General features: G+C 62.9%; 19 protein-coding genes and 1 pseudogene. 15 read left to right on the forward strand and 5 right to left on the reverse strand.

Features of this window, described 5'->3' with window-relative positions; all coding sequences use genetic code 11:
* Position 1: 1 nt before the first annotated feature.
* The 3 genes and pseudogenes from B9A11_RS17290 to B9A11_RS17300 all read right to left on the reverse strand — a co-directional run.
* On the reverse strand, positions 2 to 1,081 hold the full coding sequence (locus B9A11_RS17290) for an efflux RND transporter periplasmic adaptor subunit (RefSeq protein WP_095591008.1): 1,080 nt from the start codon (positions 1,079 to 1,081) through the stop codon (positions 2 to 4).
* Positions 1,082 to 1,083: 2 nt separating this feature from the next.
* Positions 1,084 to 1,677: a TetR/AcrR family transcriptional regulator gene (locus B9A11_RS17295; protein ID WP_058249034.1), complete on the reverse strand. Its 594-nt coding sequence runs from the start codon at positions 1,675 to 1,677 to the stop codon at positions 1,084 to 1,086.
* Between the two features lie 163 nt (positions 1,678 to 1,840).
* Positions 1,841 to 2,902, reverse strand: a pseudogene (locus tag B9A11_RS17300) (hypothetical protein); the annotation flags it as partial.
* A gap of 226 nt (positions 2,903 to 3,128) precedes the next feature.
* Here B9A11_RS17300 and B9A11_RS17305 point away from each other — a divergent pair.
* From B9A11_RS17305 to B9A11_RS21915, 7 genes are all read left to right on the forward strand, one after another.
* A complete protein-coding gene (locus B9A11_RS17305; RefSeq protein ID WP_058249036.1) occupies positions 3,129 to 4,010 on the forward strand; it encodes a recombinase family protein in 882 nt (293 codons plus the stop codon).
* A gap of 366 nt (positions 4,011 to 4,376) precedes the next feature.
* On the forward strand, positions 4,377 to 5,576 hold the full coding sequence (gene repA / locus B9A11_RS17310; RefSeq protein WP_028288490.1) for a plasmid partitioning protein RepA: 1,200 nt from the start codon (positions 4,377 to 4,379) through the stop codon (positions 5,574 to 5,576).
* A complete protein-coding gene (gene repB / locus B9A11_RS17315; protein WP_233678008.1) occupies positions 5,576 to 6,544 on the forward strand; it encodes a plasmid partitioning protein RepB in 969 nt (322 codons plus the stop codon). The genes repA and repB overlap by 1 nt, the downstream gene beginning before the upstream one ends.
* Positions 6,545 to 6,754: 210 nt before the next feature.
* Entirely contained in the window at positions 6,755 to 7,840 is a 1,086-nt protein-coding gene (gene repC, locus B9A11_RS17320) for a plasmid replication protein RepC (RefSeq protein ID WP_234988887.1), read from the forward strand.
* A gap of 106 nt (positions 7,841 to 7,946) precedes the next feature.
* Positions 7,947 to 10,115: a ParB/RepB/Spo0J family partition protein gene (locus B9A11_RS17325; RefSeq protein ID WP_058249038.1), complete on the forward strand. Its 2,169-nt coding sequence runs from the start codon at positions 7,947 to 7,949 to the stop codon at positions 10,113 to 10,115.
* A 99-nt stretch (positions 10,116 to 10,214) separates the two neighbouring features.
* Positions 10,215 to 10,688, forward strand: a complete 474-nt coding sequence (locus tag B9A11_RS17330; RefSeq protein WP_058249039.1) for a hypothetical protein — start codon at positions 10,215 to 10,217, stop codon at positions 10,686 to 10,688.
* 388 nt (positions 10,689 to 11,076) lie between these two features.
* Entirely contained in the window at positions 11,077 to 11,241 is a 165-nt protein-coding gene (locus B9A11_RS21915; RefSeq protein ID WP_009574204.1) for a hypothetical protein, read from the forward strand.
* A gap of 366 nt (positions 11,242 to 11,607) precedes the next feature.
* Here the strand turns inward: B9A11_RS21915 and B9A11_RS17335 are convergent, their stop codons facing one another.
* Both B9A11_RS17335 and B9A11_RS17340 read right to left on the reverse strand, forming a co-directional pair.
* Positions 11,608 to 12,945 (reverse strand): ATP-binding protein, encoded by a 1,338-nt coding sequence (locus B9A11_RS17335; protein ID WP_054540795.1) that lies wholly within the window; start codon positions 12,943 to 12,945, stop codon positions 11,608 to 11,610.
* Positions 12,942 to 13,601, reverse strand: a complete 660-nt coding sequence (locus B9A11_RS17340) for a response regulator transcription factor (protein WP_054540794.1) — start codon at positions 13,599 to 13,601, stop codon at positions 12,942 to 12,944. The genes B9A11_RS17335 and B9A11_RS17340 overlap by 4 nt, the downstream gene beginning before the upstream one ends.
* Before the next feature lie 145 nt (positions 13,602 to 13,746).
* Between B9A11_RS17340 and B9A11_RS17345 the strand changes: the two genes are divergently transcribed.
* From B9A11_RS17345 to B9A11_RS17380, 8 genes are all read left to right on the forward strand, one after another.
* Positions 13,747 to 14,064, forward strand: coding sequence for a PepSY domain-containing protein (locus tag B9A11_RS17345; RefSeq protein ID WP_054540793.1), 318 nt, complete (start codon positions 13,747 to 13,749; stop codon positions 14,062 to 14,064).
* Positions 14,021 to 15,406: a ferredoxin reductase family protein gene (locus B9A11_RS17350; protein WP_058249040.1), complete on the forward strand. Its 1,386-nt coding sequence runs from the start codon at positions 14,021 to 14,023 to the stop codon at positions 15,404 to 15,406. The genes B9A11_RS17345 and B9A11_RS17350 overlap by 44 nt, the downstream gene beginning before the upstream one ends.
* Before the next feature lie 181 nt (positions 15,407 to 15,587).
* Entirely contained in the window at positions 15,588 to 15,968 is a 381-nt protein-coding gene (locus tag B9A11_RS17355; protein WP_038070264.1) for a PepSY domain-containing protein, read from the forward strand.
* 38 nt (positions 15,969 to 16,006) lie between these two features.
* Positions 16,007 to 16,477 carry a DUF2271 domain-containing protein gene (locus tag B9A11_RS17360; RefSeq protein ID WP_054540790.1) on the forward strand — a complete coding sequence of 157 codons (471 nt, stop codon included), beginning with the start codon at positions 16,007 to 16,009 and terminating at the stop codon, positions 16,475 to 16,477.
* 11 nt (positions 16,478 to 16,488) lie between these two features.
* Positions 16,489 to 18,696 carry a PepSY domain-containing protein gene (locus B9A11_RS17365; RefSeq protein WP_058249041.1) on the forward strand — a complete coding sequence of 736 codons (2,208 nt, stop codon included), beginning with the start codon at positions 16,489 to 16,491 and terminating at the stop codon, positions 18,694 to 18,696.
* Positions 18,677 to 19,657, forward strand: coding sequence for an FAD:protein FMN transferase (locus B9A11_RS17370; protein WP_007803253.1), 981 nt, complete (start codon positions 18,677 to 18,679; stop codon positions 19,655 to 19,657). Before B9A11_RS17365 ends, B9A11_RS17370 begins: the two co-directional genes overlap by 20 nt.
* A gap of 5 nt (positions 19,658 to 19,662) precedes the next feature.
* The gene (locus B9A11_RS17375) at positions 19,663 to 21,570 is read left to right on the forward strand and encodes a heavy metal translocating P-type ATPase (RefSeq protein WP_058249042.1); all 1,908 of its coding nucleotides are present in this window, start codon (positions 19,663 to 19,665) and stop codon (positions 21,568 to 21,570) included.
* Positions 21,567 to 22,268: a VIT1/CCC1 transporter family protein gene (locus B9A11_RS17380; protein ID WP_007803257.1), complete on the forward strand. Its 702-nt coding sequence runs from the start codon at positions 21,567 to 21,569 to the stop codon at positions 22,266 to 22,268. Before B9A11_RS17375 ends, B9A11_RS17380 begins: the two co-directional genes overlap by 4 nt.
* The last annotated feature ends 200 nt before the right edge of the window (positions 22,269 to 22,468 follow it).

Consider the following 22,468-nt stretch of genomic DNA (forward strand, 5'->3'; position numbering starts at 1 on the left):
GTTAGTCTCCGAAGCCAATAAAGCGGCGCACGGCAGTGCCATCGGCCAGCGCGCTCGCGCCGCTGACGACAATCTCTTGACCGTCGCTCAGACCCTCAACGACTTGAGCAGTGCCGCGATTGGTCGGCTCTATTGTGATTGGGGTTCTGGTCACAGTGCCCCTGCTGGCTCCGGTCGGGCCAAAGACCATGACATAGGTCTCATTGTCATTCCCAATCACGACGGCTGAGGTTGGCACCTCAAGACTTTGACCGCCGGTTTGCAAGACCGCTGTGACTTCGACGGAGGACCCCGGAAGAACGATCAGATCTTCGGGCAAGGGCATGCCAAGCGTGATGGAGTAGGTCTGCCCGATCTCCGCCGTCTCGGCATTGTATTCACGCACCTCAAGCGGGAAGCTGCGATCGCTTGCCGGAAATTGGGCCGTGAACACCACGTTGGGATCTTGGCCCGCGCGCTGAAATAGCGTTTCGGGTACGTCGATCTCGATCCGCAGTTCGGACAGATCGTGCAGCCGCACAATCGGCGTGCCAGCGGTTACCGTTGAGAAATTCGGCACCAGACGCGAGGCGACAATACCGTCAAAGGGCGCAACCAGCGTGGCATGTTCCAGGTTCCGCTGTGCGTCACGCAGAGCAACATCGGCGATTGTCATAGTTGTCCGCGCATCCTCAAGGTTGGTTTCCGCGACCGAAGACCCGGCCAGCTTTTCAAACCGTTCCACAGTGCGCCGTGCCTGATCTTCGTTCGCTTGCGCTTGTTCCAGCGCCAGCTCAAAAGGCTCCAGATCCATCCGAGCCAACGCGCTGCCCTTGGAGACCGCCGCCCCCTCGTCCAGCGACAATTCGACGATCTGTCCACTGACTTGAAACGCCAGATCAACGGTAGCCCGTGCAACAACCTTGCCAAAGAAAACGCGCTCTAATTGGGACGCGCCCGCGGTGACTGGCGCAAGCTTCACGAAAGGAGCGTCGTCCGCGTGGGCCGCCGTGACGATCACTCCCAACGCAATGCCCAGCATACCGCCAAAACGGCAAGTGAATCGCATCGCCCGATGGGCAATCTCATAAGCTTTGACCATGCTTAGCCTTCCTTGTTCTCTGTAGGGTCTGCCTCGGGTTGCGAGGCAGCCGTGGTGCAAAGCTGCCGAAGCGTTACGAGTTGCTGAATCAGGTCTGCGCGATCCCGTGCGGTCATGCCGGCGGTTTTGGCCGCACGCTGCACGAAGTCCGACAGCTCGGCCACGTCCAGACCCCTTTTCGAAAAAACCTGCGCATGCGGTACAAGCGTGTCGAAGATTACCGCGCGAAAACGTTCGGCCGACTGCTGCAGAGCCTCTTCGCTGACGGCATTGACCCCGTCGATGAAATCCTGCGCATTCGGCATTGTCTGTATCGTGTCGTACCCACGGACCACCATTCGGTCGAAGATCAGGTCAAGCCTGGCCCCCAATGAATTCGCCGCCTGCAAGTCTGCGTGGATCTCTGCAAGGGCAAGGTCCGTGTATCGTTTGATCAATCCGCGCAGGATATCGTCCTTGTTGCGAAAATGATTGTAGAGCGTCTGACGCGACACGCTCGCTAGTTCGCACAGGTCGCTCATGCTGGTGCGCTTCACGCCGTAACGCGAAAAGACATGCAGTGCTGCGTCCAATATTGTTGATTCCAGTTCGGCCATCGACCCGTTCTGCCTTTGCATGAAGGCCGAAAGTGGACAAAAGCACCAAGATTGTCAATCTGTAAATCTGTAAAACTGCGTCCAGAAAGCCGCGGTTCTCCTAGTCGGCCGCCTGGTGCGGTCTTGTGGGTCAGGCATTGCGACCTGTGCGCATACCCTCGGTATCGATGCGCCACATCCGATATCGCCCCTGCCCAGTCACTTCGCGGGTCAAACCCTTTGCCTCCATCCACGCCAGATTGCGCTGAACGGCGGCGCGGCTGGCTCCGGTCATGGACTCAGCCATTGGGGCGGAGACCAAGGGCCATTGAGAGAAAGTGTTTCGCAAGGCGACCGGCGTGCGGCCAGACAATTGCGCCATGATGGTCTCTGCGCGCGCGGTCCACGCTTCGATATCGTCAAGTGTTCGCGTCGCCGTTAGAATTGCGCTGTTCATCCCATCCAGCCAGTGGGCCAGGCGTTCGGGTGGCAAGCCCGAGACACGCAGCCCCCCTGCCCCGCCCATGGCGAGCGGTGCGAAGATGGCGCCGCTTCCGTCGCTGGCCGCGATCCTGGACGCGGTGACGGCGGCTTCCATCAGGTCGTCGTGCCCACCGAGGCCCGCCAAGCCCCAGAGATGAAAACCCATGCAAGCCCGCGTGATTGGATGCAAGTCGCCCGCAGCGGCCATGACGTCCAGCCATCCGCCTGCGCGATCCCCGAAACGCTCAGCGCTGTCTTCAATATTCTCGGGGTCGCGGCGATCCAGGAAGGCGGCCAAATCGGCCTCCGGTCCGGGACCGCCTGTCAGGCGTCGAACAGCCCAGTGGGCGCGTGCCAGCGCATTTGGGTCATCCTGTGCACCTGACAGCCGCATCGATACCCAGAGCGCCAGACGATCAAAACTCACCCGATCCCCTGCAAACCAACTGAGGTCCGCCGCCTCGATCAACGCGAGCCGATGCCGCCAACCTTCCGGGCCTCGCAGCAGCCGGTCATCCAGAGCCCCCAGGCGTCCAGCCACGCGGGCCAGCCGCGCAGCGTGAAGCCCCTCTGCCCTTGTCCAGTCTTCGATGACAGCAGTGTCGGGCGGTTCTGCCCGCGGCCCGGGAGGCAAATCATCCGGCTCTTCTTCGAGTGGCCCAGGCAGGAACCAGAGATCATCCTCGCGAGCCTCTTCCTCCCCTTCGATTGTGATGAGGGGGTCGTCAAAATCATCATTCAAAGTAGAGGCCTGTGGTCTCATATGTGCAAAATACTGTGTTTTTGCACATTACCCAAGTGATTTTGATGCAGTTGCCCACGCTCTTTATATGGTACGCGTGCGCGGCTGTCGGCGGAACCTCTCAGATCGGGCTCAGCACAAGGAAACCAAGGGTTTTTGGACGAGCACGACGAGAGAGCACTTACTTGCATTCGTTTACAAACGGTCGTTTATTAGCGATATCTTAAATTGCAAACGGCTCTTTTCCATGCCCCTGATAGGCTATGCGCGCGTATCCACAGAGGATCAAACCCCCCTGCCCCAGTCCGAGGCCCTTCAATCTGCGGGTTGCGCAGAGATCTTTGAAGAGCACGCCTCAGGTGGCAATCGGGCGCGGCCGGTGCTTGCACGTGTGCTGGAGCGGATTGGCAAGGGCGACACGCTGGTCGTCGTGCGGATCGACCGGCTTGCGCGGTCTCTGTCGCACTTGCTTGAGGTGATCGAAAGACTGGAGGGCAAGGGGGCGTTCTTCCGCTCGCTCCAGGACCCGATCGACACTGCCTCGCCCCAGGGCAAGTTCACGTTGCAGGTTCTGGGCGCTGCGGCTGAGTTCGAGCGCGCGCTAATACGTGAGCGTACCAAAGCCGGGCTTGCCTCTGCGCGCGCCAAAGGGCGCGTTGGTGGCAATCCTGGGCTGCGCGCCAAGGATCCCGCTGCGCTGCGCAAGGTGCGGCAGGCGCGACAGGACGGCTACATGGAGCGCTTGAACGAAACTGCGCAGGATTGGGTGCCCAATGTGCGCCGTTTGCGCCCCGATATGGCTTGGGAGGACGTCCTGCGGATCATCAATGGCCCCCTGCCCCCAGATCGCCATTGGACACAAAGCCGACTGCTCCGTGCCGTGAAGGCATACGTGGCGGACGGATTCCTGCCTGCTGAAGTGCTTGGACGCGCTGGACGTCGCGAAACCGACGATCGCCTGCCTGCGATTGTCGCCGCAATCAAAGGTGCTGACCCCGAGATCACCTTGCAGGCAATCTGCGACCGACTGGAATCCATGCGTGAGCGCACCCCTCGCGGTCGCACCAGCTGGCAGCCTTCCTCAGTCAGAATGCTGCTGGAGCGGGCAGAGCGTCTCGGCCTTTTGTAGGCGCCAATGGTCGGCAAACTACTCTTGTCGCTCAGCCAAAATCTTCCAGAATCATCGCCTCAATTGGACTAAGATCACCTAAATATCCAACAAAGCCTTGGGGTTAGTTGGCGCGAGCAGAAAATATCTCGAAGGATACCAACCTCGCCAGATGCGGTCTTTATCGTTAGTAATCAATGCGTTAGACAGCGCAGGCCTCACGCGGCCAAATTGGTGCTGTGGATAACTTTTCCACTACATTTAGATTCTTCTTGCCGGACTTAGATGTTCGTGGCATTTCCATTCTGACGGCAAAACGCGTCAGACGTGGCTTCGACCGTCAGAACGACAAAGAGCCTTAGCAAAGGCCATGAGAGGCGGCAGAACATGGATGATCGAAATACGGGCTACGCGCAAGGAATAGGCTCTTCCGACATCGGAGCATTCGCAGACAGTCTTGCTGAGTCGCTTGACCGGCAGATGAAAGTTGCGTTCGAGCCAGAAGAACGCAAGTCCTTGCGCCGCTTCAGCTCGACCGAGGTCGCCGAGTTGCTGCGCGTTAGTACGTCCAACCTGCGCAACCGCCACAAAGATGGCAGCTTCCCAGAAGTTCACACTGACGGTCGTGGTCATAGGTTCTACACAGCCGAAGAAGTTGACGACCTCCGCAACATTTTAGCGCGGACAGGCAAAAATGCTGACGCGTACAGACCTGGCCGCCGAGACGGCGACCGTCTTCAGGTCATTTCGGTCGTGAATTTCAAAGGCGGCAGCTCGAAGACAACAGCGACGATCCATTTGGCACACAGGTATGCCCTTCGTGGCTACCGCGTGCTTGTGCTGGACCTCGACCCACAAGCCAGTTTGACGACATTTTTCGGCTTCCGGCCTGAGCTCGAATTCGCCGAAGGCGGCACAATCTACGACGCATTGAGATACGATGATCAGGTTCCGCTCTCGGAGGTCATCCAGAAAACATACTTCCACAAGCTCGACATGGTCCCGGCTGGCTTGATGTTGTCCGAGTACGAAACCGAGACAGCGAATGCCCTTGCGCGCAGGGTTCAGCCGATTTTTGCAGAGCGTCTTGCTCTGGCGCTAGAGGAAGTCGACTCAGACTATGACATCGTGCTGATCGATTGCCCTCCGCAGTTGGGCTTCCTGACATTGACAGCATTGGCAGCGTCCACGGGCTTACTTGTGACGGTCGTCCCCGGCATGCTCGACATCGCTTCGATGAGCCAGTTCCTCAAACTCGCTTCGGAAACGGTCAAAGCCGTCGAAGAGGCGATTGGACGACATGTCACTTGGGACTTCGTAAAGTTCCTGATCACACGCTACGAGCCGTCGGACGGACCACAAACGCAAATGGCCGGGTACCTACGTTCAATCCTTGCGGGCCAAGTCATGACTGAACCGATGCTGAAGTCGACAGCCATTTCTGACGCCGGCATGACTCAGCAAACCATCTATGAGGTAGACCCGAGCCAGCTCATTCGGAAGACCATTGATCGGGCTTTGACCAGCGTGAACAGCGTTGCCGATGAGCTGGAGCAGACAATCCAAATGGCATGGGGGCGTCGCTGATGGCTCGAAATATCTTCAACCAGCCACCGAAAGACGAGAAAGAGTCGGCAGCCCCCTCCCCTGCCCCGGTCAAATCCTCGAAGCTACCTGGCTCGGTTGGCGGATTGCGGGACTCTCTCCGGGAAATCACTGCCAACTCAATCCGAGATATCGAACCCGACCGGATCGATATGGATGGCCTCCGGGATCGCCTGATCCTGGAAGATAGTAGCATTGAAGATCTCGCCGAAAGCATTCGCAAGCATGGTCAGCAAGTGCCGATCATGGTTCGCCCCTCTGACCAACCGGATCGATACCGCATCATCTACGGGCGTCGCAGACTTGCAGCCATTCGAAGAGTTGGTGGAACCGTCAAAGCGATCGTTCGAACGCTCGATGATGATGCTTCTCTGATCGCGCAAGGTCAGGAAAACAACCTGCGGCTGGATCCGTCCTTCATTGAAAAATCTCTTTTTATCAAAGAGATGCAGGAGGCCGGTTACAAGCCTGGCGTCATTCAGGACGCCCTAGGCCTCACCCGGCAAGGTGTGTCGAACCATCGTGTAGTCATCGAGCAGCTGCCTGACGAACTTGTCCGGCTTATCGGCCCGGCTCATGGCGTAGGTCGACGCCAATGGGGTGATCTTGCTGCACTTTCAGAGAAGGTTCCGCTTGTCGACATTGCGCGTGAGACACTTGCCTCTCTGCCTGACACCACTCCAAGCTCGGACAAGTTTCAAGCCGTCTATGTTGCTTGCTCCAGCAAGGCGCGTGGCGCAGCCGACCAAAGCGCCCGTGGCCAAACGACCGTGGTAAAGGACAATAGTGGTAGCCCTGTCGGCACACTTTCAGTCGATGGCAAGTCGATCGCTATCAAGATCACCCGCAAGGACAACCCGGAATTCGGCCAATGGCTCGAAGAGCGCGCGGAAACCACGCTGCGACAGCTTTTTGAACAATGGCAGAATGAGAGAGGCTCGGGGAGCTGATCCCCGGTCATAACCAAAAACACGAGCAGAGGAGAAAGGCGAAGACCAAAAAGAAAAGAGCCCCCCAAGGTTTCCCCCGGAGAGCCCTCATCATCTGATTAGCACCTGTGATGTAGCAATCTCCGACATACCGGTCAAGAGTCACCGATTCGGTGGACGTCTTTTTGTTGCCTTTTCTCGCCAAAAACAGCGGGAAGAGCCGGGGAAGTTGTGGGCCGCAACGGTCGTCGTTCAACAAACATGGCATTCACAAAGCTTTCCGTTCAGACCTTTGGCGTCGGCAAGGGCACCCCCGCCACGTCAACACCTGAAACCGACATCTGGGCAGTCTTCCGCGCGCTCAGAGATACTCGCAGCCTGTTCGGTCTCCGTCCAGGACATGTTCAAACGCTCCAAGCGATGCTGAGCTTTCTCAAGCCTCGGCATGGAGACACAGTCTTCGCTTCCAACGACGAGATCTGCCGTCGAGTTGGCGGGATCGATGAACGAACCCTCCGTAGGCACATCGATCGCTTTGTTGAACTCGGTTTCATGAAGCGCCACGACAGCCCAAATCGCAAGAGATACCGAGTGAAGTCCTCCGAAGGTCAGTCCATTAGCTATGGGTTGTCGCTGGCTCCGTTGCTCGCGCGTGCCGGCGAACTACTTGCGACAGCCCAAGCGATGGAAAACGCTCGTCGGGATCGCGTGTTTTTGCGAAAGCAAATCCTAACCAAACTTGCTCAGATCGACGAAGCTGACCCCGAGAACGAACTCACTCATCAGGTACGCCGAGTTCTTCGGAGGAAGCTCTCGATCGCGGAGTATCGTACTTTGCTCGGCGAACTGGAGGCTCAATGCAAACAGATGTCCACCGCGGTGGACGCACCAGAAACAATGAAACTGCCCGCCAATGACGGGCAAACTGTCCGCCACCATTCTAAGTCTAAAAAAGAACAAAAAGATTTAGAAAGCGGGACCAACAGCCAAACACCTCCCCTGCAAACGCTCACAACCGTTTGTGACCAGGCTACATCGTTCGCAACGAACTCACTTAGGAACTGGCACGATGTCGAAAGCCACGCGAGAACGCTCGCTCCAATGATGGGAATCCACGAAAGCACCTTCGAAAAGGCTGCTAAGAAGATAGGCTCTCAAAAAGCATCATGCGCCATCTTCATAATTCTCCAGATGAGCAATCGCATCCGAGACTTTGGAGCGTATTTCCACAGCATCACGCTCGGTCGCAGAGAAACTGACTTCAACCCATCACTGTTGTTGGAAAGGCTTTCTCGTTCTGGGGCAGCAACTGCGTGATGTCCACCGCGGTGGACATGTCGAGAGGTAGAGATGGGCTGTGAAAGGGGTGACGGGAAGTGAGATCGGGAGAGTGGCTTCCGGCGCCCGTCGCGGAGAAGATCTGATGGCGAAATCTGCCCAGAAAGTCACCCTGTCCCCGTCCCGGGACATTCCCTTCGACAAACTCATGCTGAGCCAGTCCAACGTCCGGCGCATCAAGGCCGGCATCTCCATCGAGGAACTGGCCGAAGACATCGCCCGCCGCGGGTTGCTGCAGAGCCTGAGCGTTCGACCCGTTCTGGCGGATGATGGTTCCGAGACCGGCAAGTTCGAAATCCCCGCTGGCGGTCGGCGCTTCCAGGCCCTGTCTCTCCTGGTGAAGCAGAAACGCTTGGCCAAGACCACGCCCATTCCCTGCATCGTGCGGGATGCCACTTCCGCGATCCTCGCCGAAGACGACTCGCTCGCTGAGAACATGCAGCGCGCAGCCCTGCATCCGCTCGACCAGTTCCGCGCCTTCGTGGCGCTTCGGGAGAAGGGTCAAGGCGATGAAGAGATCGCAGCCGCCTTCTTCGTCACGCCGCAGGTGGTGAAACAGCGCCTGAAACTCGCCGCCGTGGCCCCTGCCCTGCTCGAGCTCTATGCCGAGGATGAAATGACGCTGGAGCAGCTGATGGCCTTCACGGTCAATCCGGACCACGAGCGTCAGATTCAGGTCTGGGAGGCGATCAAGTCGTCCTGGAACAAGGAGCCCTATCAGATCCGGCGCATGCTGACGGAAACCTCCGTGCGGGCCTCTGACCGGCGCGCCGTCTTTGTCGGCGTCGAGGCCTACGAGGCGGCGGGCGGCACCATGTTGCACGACCTCTTCCAGGGCGACGACGGCGGATGGCTGGAAGACCCTGCCCTGCTCGATCGCCTGGTCAGCGAGAAGCTTCAGGCTGAAGCCGAAGCCATCGCGACCGAAGGTTGGAAATGGATCGAGGTCTCGCTCGACCTGCCCTATGGCTACAGCCACGGCCTGCGACGGCTCAACGGTAATCCGGCGCCGATGTCGGATGACGAAGGCGCGGCCCATGCCAAGCTGCTCGCCGAATACCGGGCGTTCGAAGAGGAGTACGAGGGCCAGGACGAATTCCCTGAAGAGACCGACGCCCGCCTTGGCGAACTCGAAGTCGCGATGGAGAAGCTCGAGACGCGGCCGCTGATCTTCGACGCGGAGGAGATCGCGCGGGCAGGGGCCTTTGTGACGCTTGATCGCTCTGGCGAGCTTTCCGTCTATCGGGGCTTTGTGCGGCCGGAGGATGAACCTCGGACAGAGGCCGACGTCCACAGCGGTGAACAGGCGGCAGACAGGCAGGGCGCTGAGCTTTCGGCGACGAGCAACGTGGATGGTATCGGCCATGGCACGGTGATCACCTCTGCTGGTCAAGCGCTCGGGGCGGGTCTGTCGGACGAAGAAGACGATGGTGCCTTGAAGCCCTTGCCCGAGCGGCTGGTCATGGAGCTGACGGCGTACCGCACCTTGGCATTGCGCGAAGCTGTCGGGCGTTCTCCCGACATCGCGCTGACGCTGCTGCTCCTGAAGCTCGTCAACGACACTTTCCGGATGTCGAGCGCTTCAGGCGGGTGCTGCGAGGCATCGGTGCGTCACGTCTACATGTCGGCGCAGGCCAGCGATCTGAAGGACAGCGTGGTTGCCAAGCTGGTGGACGATCGCCACGCGGAGTGGGAGGCCGACCTTCCGCTTGGCGACGATGCCGCTCTCTGGGAATACCTGACCTCCCTCGATCAGGTGAGCCGGCTGTCCTTGCTCGCGCATTGCCTTAGCTTCGGGATCAACGCGCTCCACGAGAAGGTGAACCCCTACGGTGCCGGTATCTCCGCCAGTGGTCTGACCCGACGGATGGCGCAGGCCGACTTGCTTGCACAGGCAGTCGATCTCGATATGGTCGAGGCTGGCTGGGAGCCGACGGCCGATACCTACCTGAACCGCGTGCCCAAGGCCCGGATCCTTGAAGCCGTGCGCGAGGCAAAAGGGGAGGGGACGGCGCAGCTCCTCGATCACCTGAAGAAGGCCGAGATGGCGACCGAGGCCGAGCGCCTTCTGAAGGGCAGCGGCTGGTTGCCGGAGGTGCTTCGCCGTCACGATCTGGCGGCACTCGAAGGTGAAGAAGGGCAGGGGGCGTCTGGTGACGTTCCCGACACCGAGTTGTCCGAGGATGTCGATCTGCCCGCCTTCCTCACCGCTGACCTGCCGGGTGATGATGCGTCGATGATGGCCGCGGAGTGATCCGCTCCATCCGAGGGCGGGGAAACCCGCGCTCAATCACATAAAATACAACAATATCAATAAGATGAATGCAAAATGACGCATTCAGGATGAGGAATCATGTCTCCAACCACCATTCTCGACACCGCGCCCCTGGGCGCGCTCATTCGCTACACCGATAGCACAACGAAACCGCCCGCCCGGTTCACAAAGAAGCTCGCGGCCTGGGAGCGCTCGAACGGCGTCGGCCGTCTCGTCAAGAAGGAGCCGCCGCGACCCTATCCGACCTGGACGGCGCCGGCGTCGTTCACGCTGCACGAGGGGAACTTCTCTTCGGACGGGGTCATTCTTGTCACCATCATGCGGACTCATTCGGCTGACAGTGCGTTGACATTCGAAGTGGCTGAGGAGCCGAAGCCCGGACAGGTGCGCGTCGTGCTGGATTTCGGCGGCTGCACGGAGCTGCTCCACCTGGCCGAGTCCGTCACGGCTGCCGAACTCTGGATCGCCAGAGAAGGCTATCGCAACGCGCGGCTGGAGATTGTCGGCGAAGAAGACGCCGGTAGGGCAGGGGACGCGGAGCTTGCCGCCTGAGCCTATGTAGAACCCAAGGGGCCCGCCCAAGAGCGGGCCTCTCATCCATGACGCCCCTGTCCCGCGAGATCGCGGGGCACCATAGGATCCATTCCAATACGGAAAGGGATCGTCATCCAAGAGCCTGCCCGGGAGGCTGGCAGCGAAAGCACCAGTGGAACATACGGCTCCAGTCAGCGGTCGCACCATCCCCCGCTCGCCATTCCCTTCCTTGCCCCGAATCCTGTCTTCGAGATCAACCCGCGAGGGGTCGGACTACGGGCGAACCCGTGCCGCCGGGTGGATTCGGACGAGCCGAACGCACCCGGTGATGTCAGCCAGTCTTCGGGCCTGCGGGGTCCTGTCGCGCGGGGGATGGTCCTCCGCCTCCAAGACAGGAGCCAAACAGATGTCCCGCAAAGATGCTCACGCCTTCGCCGCTTCCCTCGCCGCCACGCTCATGGTCTCGATCGTCGTCTTCCAGGCAGGTGATGGAACCTATGGTGCCGTCCCCGCCGATGAAATCGACGGCGACGAGGTCGTGATCGTCTCGGAATACGACCCGTTCGGGTGAAGCTTCGGCCTCACTTCCCGAGGGCCCAGGCGTGGCACAGGTGTGCACCTGGGCCTAGTAATGCCCCCGTGACCGGGGATAGTCAGTCGGCTAACAATCGCTTCCGACAGTCTGCTTCTACCATGTTCGGGAAGCCTTTTCGTCGACCATCCCTATATGCTGGAAACAGCGGTCACCCTCATGGTGAGCGCTGGTTACATGACGTTCATCAGCGCGGGGTCCATTCCGAACAGGCTGCTGGCGCTGTGCGCTGCCTTTCCGAGCGTGACGCTGCATAGCACGGTAACCGACGCGCCAGGCCAGGCCCTGATGATCTTGATCCCAAGGCTGCATTTGACCCTTTGGGAACCAAAGTGGATGTCGCTGTCACTCGCTGTCGTCTATCGGCAACCTGAGCGATACTTGAAAACCTGTGGTCCGGCCCGGCCGCGGCGATTGAAGGACAAGGCGGCTGCTGATCCGCTCTGCGATTGCGGCGACGATGGCAAGACCCAGGCCGCTGCCGTCGGAGGTGGCAGAGGCCCGCTCGAAACGCGCTGTCAGCCGGTCGAGTGTTTCGCCTGGCACGACAGGGCCGTCATTTGCCACGGTGAACTGGCCAGATGCGGTCAGCGTGACGTCGACCGGGGTAGTCTGTCCCCCATGACGAAGAGCGTTTTCCACGAGGTTCCGGCACAGAATGGCGAAGGCGTCGGGATCAAGATCTGACATGACAGCCATGTCGGGAAGATTTAGCCTGATACGATCTGGCGTGCCCGTGCGGCCAATATCGTCCACCACAATTCTCGCAACGCCCCTCAGATCCGAGCTTTTGTCCATCCTCAATCGCCCGCCTTCTGCCCGCGCGAGTTGCATCATGCGTTCTGTGCGTCGCGTCAGCCTTTTCAGCGTCTCCTCGATGTCGGTCGCACGTTGTGCAGCCGCTCGGTCCTTGGTTTCCGACCTGAGCCTTTGCGCCTGCGCGATCGCTCCCGCGAGTGGTGTGCGCAACTCGTGAGCGGCGTTCGCGGCGAAGCTTCGCTCGGCCTCGAACGCCTCACGTAATCTGGCCAGCAGGCTGTTCAGCGTATCAGCCAACGGGCCGATTTCAGTTGGAAGCCCCTCGTGAGGAACCTGCGAAAGGTCGCGAGCGCCACGTGCTTCCAGCCGCGCGCGGAACCGGCGCAGAGGATCAAGGCTGAAGCGAACTGCCAGGATGATCGCGATCAAGGCCACTGGAAGCACGATCAGCAAGGGCAGGCCGAGACCCATCTGGATTTCGCGAGCCACCGACATGCGGTGGGCCAGCGGCTCGGCCACTGTGATGCGGATCGTGTCCTGAAGCGCCGCGTCGCTGTAGAGACGGTGCGTCGCGGTCTGGCGAAACCCGGGCCCGTCATAGGAGGGGAACACGGTGGGGTCCGCCGCATGCGATTGCAGCAGGATGCGGCCTTCGGCATCGCGCACGAGATAGGTGAAGAACTCGTCGTGCGCACGGATCGGGGCGAGCCGCTGGGTCACACCCTGATCTTCCCGCCCGACGATGTCGGTTACTGCCAGCGGCAGGATCCGCTCCGCTGTCTCACGGAGCGCGCTGTCGAAGACCTCGTCCATTTCGGCCCGGACGATCACGGCCGTCACCGTCGCAGCCAGCAGCCACAGCACCGTCAGCACCAGCCCCACGGATAGGCCGAGCCGCGCCTGAAGGCTTGCGGGCCACCTCATGGCCTGCCCAGGCGGTAGCCCATGCCGCGCTCGGTTTCGATGATTGCGCTCCCCAGTTTCTTCCGCAGGCGGCTGACATGGACCTCGATGGTGTTGCTCTCGACCTCGGCGTCGAAGGCGTAGAGCTTCTCCTCCAACTGCGCCTTGGACAGGAGCTGCCCGGGGCGCGCGAGGAAGGCTTCGAAGAGCGCCCATTCCCGCGCCGTCAGCGGCACATGTCTGCCATCCCGATGGACGCTGCGCGCAGCAAGGTCGATGTCGAGCGGTCCGTGGGTCAGGATCGGGTTGGGGTTGCCGCTGTAGCGCCGCGCGACCGATCCGATCCGCGCCGACAGTTCCGACAGGTCGAAAGGCTTCACAAGGTAGTCGTCTGCGCCCGCGTTGAGGCCTTCGATGCGGTCCGACACTTGGTCGAGTGCGGTAAGAATGATGACCGGCGTCACGTCGCCCCGCGTGCGCAAAACCTTGAGGAACCCGATGCCACGCCCGTCCGGCAGCATCAGGTCGAGCAGGATCAAGTCGTAGGACGTAGCAGCCATCGCATCGCCCGCCGCATCCAACCGCGTAACCCAATCCACTGACTGGCCATCGGCTGCGATCTGGTCGCGCACGGCAGCGCCGAGGGTCGTGTCGTCTTCGATCAGCAATATGCGCATGGTCGTACCCGTCCTTGTCCGTTGTCCCTCCATGATCCGTCTGCCTGACACGAAGCTGAAGCCTGCGGGTCGACCCCGTTCAGGCTGCCGTCAGTTTCGCAGCGCATGAAGTGCATCAAGAGGCCAGCCACTAGGAGTGTGCCCCATGAAGAAGACATTGACAATTATCGGCTTTCTCGCGGTCTTCCCGGCCGGCGCGGTGCTGGCTGACGACGACTGCTTCGTCCCGATGGCCGATTGGCAGCCGCGCGACGCGGTTGCCCGTCTTGCCGAGGAAAATGGCTGGGCGGTGCGCCGCATCAAGATCGACGATGGCTGCTACGAAATTGACGGCCGGGATGCCCAAGGGCGTGCGATCGAGGTGACGGTCCACCCGGCCACGTTGGAAGTAATCGAGTTCGAGTTTGAGGACGACGAGCATGATCGTCGCGACCGCGATCACGAGAGACGCGACGATGACTGATACGGCGCATCGTGATGGTAATGTCTCCGCGCCGGGCCTTCCCACACTCCCTCGGCTTTCCCTCAACTCTCCTCTGGCCCTGACGGGCCCGGTGCTGGTGGCGCTGCCATGCCTGCTGGCGGCTCTGCTCGGGATGAACACCTATGCGCCTTATGGTGCGGATGCAGCATTTGGTATTGCCGTCGGGGCCGCGGCAGTTGTCGCGATGGCACAGACCTTGATCCTCGCCGCACGGCCGCCACTGGTGGAACCATTGTTCGGCGGTCTCGATCGAATGTACCGGGTCCACAAATGGCTCGGCATTTCCGCGATGGTCCTGATGATACTGCACCAGCAGATAGAGCCGGATTTCGAGCGTTTGGTGCGTGAAACCTCCCTTGGGGACCTAGGTGAAGAGGCGGGCGAACTTGCCTTCAACGCACTTCTCGCCCTAGTCGCTGTCAGCTGGTTCCGGAGATTGCCCTTCATCGGGCTCGAGATTCCCTATCAGCTCTGGCGGTTCAGCCATCGTTTCATGGGAGCCCTTTTTGCAATCGTGGTGTTTCACCAGTTTTTTGTCGACATGCCTGCTGGGGTAGAACCGACATTCATGTTGGTGCTGAATGCTTTCGGCATCGCCGGAGTGGTCGCCTGGATCTTCACCGAGTTGCTCGCTCCGCACCTACGGCGTAGAGACTTCACCGTCAGCCAGATCAGGCAGACCGGTGACACGACCACCTTGACCCTCCGCCCCGAGGGGCGGGCCATGCGGTGGCGGCCGGGGCAATTCGCCTTCTTCCGCGCGCCAGAGGCGGGACTGTCCGAGCCGCACCCCTTCACGATCGCCAGCGCCCCGCGCCCTGACGGCACCCTGACGTTCTCCATCCGGGGCTTGGGTGGCTGGACACGAAGCCTGCCCGCCATCTTGCGGACCGGAACGCGTGTGCAGGTCGAAGGGCCATATGGACGGTTCAATTTCCGCAAGGGCGGTGCGCGCCAAATATGGCTTGCCGGCGGCATCGGTATCACGCCGTTCCTCGCCTGGGCGGAAAGCCTGACAGAGGCGGAGAGTCGCGACATTCACCTCATCTACTGCGTTCCGACACAAGATGAAGCGATTGGCGTAGAGACGCTGCGCGCTGCGGTTGCCCGCAACCCGAGGTTCAGTTTCGAGGTGTTCGTCACGGCGCGCGATGGCAGGCTCACGGCTGAGCGGCTGATCAGCGCCACCCCTTTCGCAGTCCGGCAAGCCGATCTGTGGTTCTGTGGCCCAACCGGCCTGAAGGACGGGGTCCTGAAGGGCTTGAAGGCGCAAGGCCAAACGCCTCGCCGTGTCCGTTTCGAGCAGTTCGAATTCGCTTAACCGCGGGGCAGGGCGCATCGCCATGTCAGCCCTGTGGCCTGCGCTCGCACCTTTTTGGCCCCGCCCTCATCGGCGGGGCCATTTTCCTGACGGCAAGCTGAAGCGGGAATCGCCGACGCGTCAGGAAGGCCTCAGGTCCTGTCTCCAGATTGTCCTCAGCAGATGACAAGGAGACCCTGCCATGAAGAAGACCCTGACCGCCTTCGCCCTGATCGCCCTGTTGCCCGCTGGCGCCGCCCTGGCCGACGACGACGAGTGCCGCGTGCCCCGTGACCAGTGGCAGCCGCGCGAGGCCGTGATGCAGCTGGCTGAGCAAAACGGCTGGACCGTGCGCGACTTCGAGATCGACGATGGCTGCTACGAGATCGAGGGCCGAGATCAGGATGGCCGGGAGATCGAGGTGAAGCTCGATCCGGCGACGTTGCAGATCGTCGAGATGGATTACGAGGATGAGGACGACGACCGTGGCGGCGCCCGCAATCCCGCGCCCGCCGGCACGGTCGCCCCTCCGCAGAACGGCCTCTTCGGGAACGGCACCCCGCCGCAGGTTCAGGTGAACTGAACCGCTCTCAAGCTCCTCTCCGAACAAGGATCAACCCGATGAAATCGCTTCTCGCAACGCTCGCGCTCACCACCGCGCTGACGCTCCCCGGCCTCGCCATGGCGCGGCCGGTGACGCTCACCACGACCCTCAACAATTACGGCGGCGACGGGGCCTATCTCGCGCTCTACGTCACCGACACCTCGGGCGCCTATGTCGGCAGTCTCTGGATGGCTGGCGGCAAGTCCAAGTACTACGAGCACCTCAGCGATTGGTACCGCGCCACCGGCGGCGACACCGCGCAGGTGAACGGAATCACCGGCGCCAGCGTCGGCGCGGGCCGCACGCTCGAGATCACGCTCGACCTCGCCGACGCGCTCTTTGATGCGGGCTACACGCTCCACATCGACGCGGCCGTCGAGGACATGCGCGACAGTCCGAACGAGGTGGCCGTACCGCTCACGACCGACGGCGCGGGCACGCCGGTGCGCGGGCGCCGGTACATCGCCAGCTTCGCCTACGACATGTGAAGGGTGGGGCCATGATCCGTGCACTCCATCGCTGGCCGGGTCTTCTGGCCCTTGCGCTCGTCACCATCCTGGGCCTGAGCGGCGCGGCACTGTCGGTCTTCCCTGCGGCCGAGCGCATCGCCGCGCCGCAGGCGGAAGCCGGACTGACCGTAGCCGCTCTCGCGGACCGCATCCAGGCCGTCTATCCGGGCGTCGAGCAGATCCGCCGGTCGCCCTCCGGTCGGATCACTGCCTACTGGTTCGATCAGGGCGCGCCGGGTGCCGCCGTAATCAACCCGGCGACGGGTGAGGGCGTAGCCTCGGCCGACCCGAACCAGGCCGAACGCTGGCTCACCAACCTGCACCGCTCGCTGTTCCTCGGGGACGGCGGCCGCATCGCCATGGCCGCAGGGGCGGCCGCGATGCTGATCCTCTCGCTCTCCGGCGCGACGCTGGTCGCGCGGCGGGTGGGCGGCTGGCGACGCTGGTTTTCACCCTTGCGCGGACCGCTTGCCGGGCGGCTGCACGCCGAGATCGCACGCATCGCCGTTGTCGGCCTCGTCCTGTCCTCCACGACCGCGCTTTGGATGACGGCGTCTACCTTCGATCTCCTGCCGGACGGAGGCGTCCTGCCGGTCGCCCCTGCCGAGGTCAGTGGGGAGACCGGCTTCGCTCCGGGCCGGATGCCCACGCTTCGGCGAACGCCGGTCGCCGAGTTGCGCGAGCTGAGCTTTCCCTATCCCGGCGACGCAACAGACGTATTCACGCTCAAGACCGACCGGGGCACCGGATATCTCGATCAGGGCGACGGGGCGCTGCTGGCCTGGGCCGACCTGACCGGGTGGGAGCGCGTCTCGGAGACCATCTACATGCTGCACACCGGACAGGGTGCGGCGACGCTGGGGCTCGTGCTGGGGCTCATGGCGCTCGGCGTGCCGGCCATGGGCGCGACCGGCGTGCTGGTCTGGCTCGCCGGGCGGCCCGGGCGACCACGCATCCGGGGCAACCAGCCCGCCGGACGCGCCGAGACGATCTTGCTTGTCGGCAGCGAGGGCGGCAGCACCTGGGGCTTTGCCGCGACGCTGCACGCCGCGCTGACGAAAGCCGGGCAGAGCGTCCATGTCGGCCCGATGTCGGGCTTCGGCCCTGAGCGCTACACCAACGCCCGGCGGATCATCCTGCTCGCCGCGACCTATGGCGACGGGGCCGCGCCTGCCTCGGCCAAGGGCTTTCTCGACCGGCTCAACGCGTGCGACCGGGCGGCGGACATCCCTATTGCGGTGCTCGGCTTCGGCGATAGAAGCTTTCCGGCCTATTGCGCCTACGCGGAGTCCGTCGCAACTGCGGCAGAGGCGAAGGGCTGGCCCGAACTGCTGGCTTTCGACACAATCGACCGCCAGTCGCCGCAGGATTTCGCGCGCTGGGGCCGGGCGCTCGGAGACGCTCTCGGGATCGAACTCGAACTGTCGCACCGGCCTGTCCAGCCGCAAACGACCACGCTGACCCTCGTCTCGCGGCGCGACTACGGCGCCGAGGTGCAGGCCCCGACGGCGATCCTCCGCTTCGCGCTTCCCCGCGTTGCGCTCTGGCAACGGTTGCTCGGGGGCGGGTTCGCACGGTTCCAGACGGGTGACCTGATCGGCATTCTGCCCGAAGGCGGGACCGTCCCGCGGCTCTATTCGCTCGCCTCTGGGCGCCGCGACGGCTTCATCGAGATCGTGGTCAAGAAGCATCCCGGCGGGCTCTGCTCGGGTCAGCTCACAGCGCTGGAACCTGGCGACACGGTGAGCGCCTTCCTGCGCCCCAACCCCGGCTTCCGTCCGGGCCGAAGCCGGGCGCCCCTGATCCTGATCGGCGCGGGGACCGGCATCGGGCCGCTAGCGGGCTTTGTGCGCGGCAATACGCGCCGCAGGCCGATCCACCTGTTCTTCGGCATGCGCCATCCCGACAGCGATTTCTTCTACGGCGAGGAGTTCCCCGGATGGCAGGACGAAGGGCGTGTAAGCCGGCTGGTCACGGCCGTCTCGCGCGGGGCGCGTCCCCATTACGTCCAGGACGCGCTGCGCAGCGAGGCCACTCAGGTCGCGGAGCTCATCCGCAATGGGGCGCGCGTGATGGTCTGCGGCGGACGAGACATGGCCGCCGGCGTGGCCGAGGCGCTGGCCGAGATCCTCGCGCCGGCCGGGCTGACACCAGCAGTCCTGAAGGCGGAGGGGCGGTATGTCGAAGATGTCTACTGAGCGGGCGCGCATCGCGCTGAACGGGCCGACGATGGGCACGAGGTGGTCGGCGCTGTTATTCGCGGACCCCGGTTTCGACCCGGGGCCGGTCCGCTCGGCATTGCAGGCGGCCGTGGATGAGGTGGACGGACAGATGTCGACCTGGAAGCCGGACAGCGACCTTATGCGGCTCAACGCGGCACCGATCGGTGAATGGATCGCTGTTCCTGCACGATTGCTCGAGGTGCTACGCCTCGGCCTGGAAATTGGCCGCGCCTCTGGTGGAGCCTTCGACATCGGCATGGGCGACGCGGTGATGGCCTGGGGCTTCGGACCGGAGGCCGCCGCGCCGGATGGCATCCGCACCGCGATGGCCGCCTCGCGCCGCCCGGCGCATGACGTGCTCGAGATCAACGGCGAACACGTGCGCAAGGCCGCACCCATCGCGCTGGACCTGAATGGCATCGCCAAGGGCTACGGCGTGGATCGACTGGCCGAAATCCTCCGCAATCAAGGCATATCCGACGGACTCGTCGGGATCGATGGCGAGATGCGTGCAATGGGCCTCAGGCCGGACGGTGAAGCCTGGACCATCGCGGTCGAGGCGCCGGACGCCGAGCGCCGGACGCCGCATTCGATCCTCGCGCTTCAGGATGCCGCCGTCGCGACCTCGGGCGACTACCGTCACTGGGTCGAGGTGCAGGGGCGCCGCCTGTCGCACACGATGGACCCGAGGCGGGGAGCGCCGCTGATCGCGTCGCCGGCCTCCATCACGGTCGTGGCCCGCAGCTGTGCAGAGGCAGATGCCTGGGCGACGGCCCTCATGGTGCTTGGGCCGGTCAAAGGCGCGACGCTCGCAAAACAAAGCGGCCTCGACGCCCTGTTCCTCTTGCGCGATGATGTTGTCAACGTAAGGGGCGTGGGAGTCGGACGACTATTTTCCGAAGAGCCAGCGGCAATCGCCTCAGCCGAGGGGAGATGAGCCGCATGGAAACGACACGGACCGACCGCTTCAAGACCGCTATCCTGCTCATTGCCGCGACCGGCCTGATTGCGGGACTTGCCTTCTACTTTTCCGGCGAACCCGACGTCGCGAACGCGGTCTGGATCGCGGGCGTCGTTCCCGCGCTCGCCGCGCTCGTGGTCGAGATCCTGCGCAGCCTGCGTTCCGGCGAAGTGGGCCTCGATATTGTCGCCGCGCTCTCCATGTCGGCGGCGCTCGTCTTCGGCGAGACCCTCGCCGCGGCGGTGGTCGCCGTAATGTATTCCGGCGGCACCTTCCTCGAAGCCTTCGCGGAAGGGCGTGCCCGCCGTGAAATGCACGACCTGCTGTCCCGTGTGCCTCGGACCGCGACAAGACACCGGAATGGCGGGCTGGAGGAAGTGCCGCTGAACGAAATTGCGCCCGGCGACCGCCTTCTGATCCGGCAGGGCGACGTGGTGCCGGTGGATGGCACCGTGAGCTCAGAGACGGCCTTCGTCGATACCTCGGCGCTGACGGGGGAATCCCTGCCCGTCCGGCTCCGTTACGGCGCCGAGGCCATGAGCGGATCGACCAATGCGGGCGAAGCCTTCGACCTGATCGCAACTCACGAGGCCAAGGACAGCACCTATGCCGGGATCGTCCGGCTGGTGGAAGAGGCGCAGGCCTCCAAGGCGCCGATGTCGCGGCTGGCCGACCGTTGGTCGCTGGGGTTTCTGGCGGTCACGGTCAGCATTGCCTTCGCTGCCTGGTGGTTCACGGGCGATCCGATCCGGGCCGTCGCCGTGCTCGTCGTCGCAACGCCATGTCCCCTGATCCTGGCCGTGCCGGTCGCGCTGGTCGCAGGCCTGTCGCGCGCGGCGCATTTCGGGGTGCTGATCAAAGGCGCGGGACCGCTCGAGACGATGGCGCGCATCCGCACGCTGATCCTCGACAAGACCGGCACGCTGACGGACGGCCGGCCGCAAATCGTCTCGATCGACAGCCATGACGGCATGGCCGAGGGCGACATCCTGCGCTTCGCTGCCGCGCTCGATCAGGCCTCCAAGCACCCTGTCGCGCAGGCCATCGTTGCGGCCGCGAAGGCGCGGGGCTTCTCGTTGCCCGTGCCATCCGAGGTTGCCGAGTTTCCGGGTGAAGGGGTCGCGGGTCATGTCGAGGGCCACAGCGTGATCGTCGGCGGCGACGGTTTCGTTGTGTCCCGCGTTGGGCGAATGGGAGACGATCACCCCGCCAAAGGCGCAGGATCGGTCCTGGTCGCTGTGGCAGTGGACGGTCACCTGGCGGGGTATCTGGTGATGTCCGACCCGTTGCGCGACGGCGCGGGCGCCATGCTGGAAGGCCTGCGCCGCGAGGGGATCGCGCGGATCCTGCTCGCGACCGGAGACCGCGCCGACGTGGCCGAGCGTGTCACCGAGGGGCTTGGGCTCGACGGTCTGAGGGCCGGGCTGACGCCGGACCAGAAGGTCCTGCTCGTCCTCAGCGAGCGCAAGCACGGGCCCGTCATGATGGTGGGCGACGGCGTGAACGACGCGCCCGCGCTTGCGGCGGCCGATGTGGGTGTCGCGATGGGCGCACGCGGGGCCGCAGCATCGGCGGAGGCGGCGGATGTCGTGCTGCTTGTCGACCGTATCGACCGGCTCGGGCTAGGGATCGAGATCGCGCGCGGCGCGCGCCGCATCGCTGTCGAAAGCGTTGTCGCCGGGATCGGCCTTTCGGTCATGGGCATGATCGCGGCGGCTTTCGGCTATCTCACTCCGGTGCAGGGGGCGCTCCTGCAGGAGGTCATCGACGTTGCAGTGATCCTGAACGCCCTCCGCGCGCTGCGCATCGCGCCCCATGAACCCACTATTCCGAAACCAAAGGCTGTCTCCTCCGGGCAGGATGACATCGCGCAAGGAGCCACGCCATGAGCCGCCTCTCGCATTCCGAAATCCACATGGTGCATCGCATCGGCTGGCTGCGGGCCGCCGTTCTCGGCGCGAACGACGGGCTGGTGTCGACGGCAAGCCTCGTGGTCGGCGTCGCCGCAGCAGGATCGGGAAAGCCGGAGGTCCTTATAGCGGGGCTGGCTGGCCTCGTGGCCGGCGCGATGTCCATGGCGGCAGGCGAGTACGTCTCAGTCAGTTCTCAGACTGACGCGGAAAACGCTGACCTTGCGCGCGAGACCCGCGAACTGGCGGAAACACCCGAGGCCGAACTCGAAGAACTTACCCAAATCTATGTCGAGCGAGGGCTGGACCGAGACCTTGCCGAAAAGGTGGCCGTGCAACTGACCGAACGTGACGCGCTCGGATCGCATGCCCGCGACGAGCTTGGCATCTCCGAGACCGTGACAGCCCGCCCGATCCAGGCCGCCTTGGTGTCGGCGCTGACCTTCGCCGTGGGTGCGGTGCTGCCCTTGATCGTCGCACTGGTCGTCCCGGATGCACGGATCGTTTTCTTGGTCGCCGTGTCGACGATCCTCGGCCTCGCGGTTCTTGGTGGATTAGGCGCTTCTGCTGGCGGTGCTGGTGTTATTCGAGGTGCTGCAAGGGTCACGCTCTGGGGTGCACTCGCCATGGCGGCGACCGCTGGAGTCGGTGCGCTGTTCGGGGTCGCCGTAGGCTAGGGAGTAGCCGAGTTCCCGGGCGAAAGCTTCCACCTTGGCGCGGGCTTCCACCTTGTGCCGATCCTCGAATGTGGCAAGCGCTTTGGCGACGTCATTCTGCATTTTCTTCAGCTCGCTGAGCGACAGTACGTCGAGATCGAAAGCAGCCGTTGGTGCGGTCCGTGTCCTGGATTTCCCGGTATCGATAACCCATCGCGGTA

This window comes from Tropicibacter naphthalenivorans, assembly GCF_900176475.1.
Classification (GTDB): domain Bacteria; phylum Pseudomonadota; class Alphaproteobacteria; order Rhodobacterales; family Rhodobacteraceae; genus Tropicibacter; species Tropicibacter naphthalenivorans.

Excerpts from the sequence above, each read along its gene's own strand:
- B9A11_RS17375 (WP_058249042.1), top strand. The coding sequence starts at position 19,663 with ATGGAAACGACACGGACCGACCGCTTCAAGACCGCTATCCTGCTCATT.
- B9A11_RS17330 (WP_058249039.1), top strand. The coding sequence starts at position 10,215 with ATGTCTCCAACCACCATTCTCGACACCGCGCCCCTGGGCGCGCTCATT.
- repA (WP_028288490.1), top strand. The coding sequence starts at position 4,377 with ATGGATGATCGAAATACGGGCTACGCGCAAGGAATAGGCTCTTCCGAC.
- B9A11_RS17340 (WP_054540794.1), bottom strand. The coding sequence starts at position 13,601 with ATGCGCATATTGCTGATCGAAGACGACACGACCCTCGGCGCTGCCGTG.
- B9A11_RS17370 (WP_007803253.1), top strand. The coding sequence starts at position 18,677 with ATGTCGAAGATGTCTACTGAGCGGGCGCGCATCGCGCTGAACGGGCCG.
- B9A11_RS17295 (WP_058249034.1), bottom strand. The coding sequence starts at position 1,677 with ATGGCCGAACTGGAATCAACAATATTGGACGCAGCACTGCATGTCTTT.
- B9A11_RS17325 (WP_058249038.1), top strand. The coding sequence starts at position 7,947 with ATGGCGAAATCTGCCCAGAAAGTCACCCTGTCCCCGTCCCGGGACATT.
- B9A11_RS17360 (WP_054540790.1), top strand. The coding sequence starts at position 16,007 with ATGAAATCGCTTCTCGCAACGCTCGCGCTCACCACCGCGCTGACGCTC.
- B9A11_RS17365 (WP_058249041.1), top strand. The coding sequence starts at position 16,489 with ATGATCCGTGCACTCCATCGCTGGCCGGGTCTTCTGGCCCTTGCGCTC.
- B9A11_RS17335 (WP_054540795.1), bottom strand. The coding sequence starts at position 12,945 with ATGAGGTGGCCCGCAAGCCTTCAGGCGCGGCTCGGCCTATCCGTGGGG.
- B9A11_RS17305 (WP_058249036.1), top strand. The coding sequence starts at position 3,129 with ATGCCCCTGATAGGCTATGCGCGCGTATCCACAGAGGATCAAACCCCC.
- B9A11_RS17355 (WP_038070264.1), top strand. The coding sequence starts at position 15,588 with ATGAAGAAGACCCTGACCGCCTTCGCCCTGATCGCCCTGTTGCCCGCT.
- B9A11_RS17380 (WP_007803257.1), top strand. The coding sequence starts at position 21,567 with ATGAGCCGCCTCTCGCATTCCGAAATCCACATGGTGCATCGCATCGGC.
- B9A11_RS17345 (WP_054540793.1), top strand. The coding sequence starts at position 13,747 with ATGAAGAAGACATTGACAATTATCGGCTTTCTCGCGGTCTTCCCGGCC.
- B9A11_RS17290 (WP_095591008.1), bottom strand. The coding sequence starts at position 1,081 with ATGGTCAAAGCTTATGAGATTGCCCATCGGGCGATGCGATTCACTTGC.
- repB (WP_233678008.1), top strand. The coding sequence starts at position 5,576 with ATGGCTCGAAATATCTTCAACCAGCCACCGAAAGACGAGAAAGAGTCG.
- B9A11_RS21915 (WP_009574204.1), top strand. The coding sequence starts at position 11,077 with ATGTCCCGCAAAGATGCTCACGCCTTCGCCGCTTCCCTCGCCGCCACG.
- B9A11_RS17350 (WP_058249040.1), top strand. The coding sequence starts at position 14,021 with ATGATCGTCGCGACCGCGATCACGAGAGACGCGACGATGACTGATACG.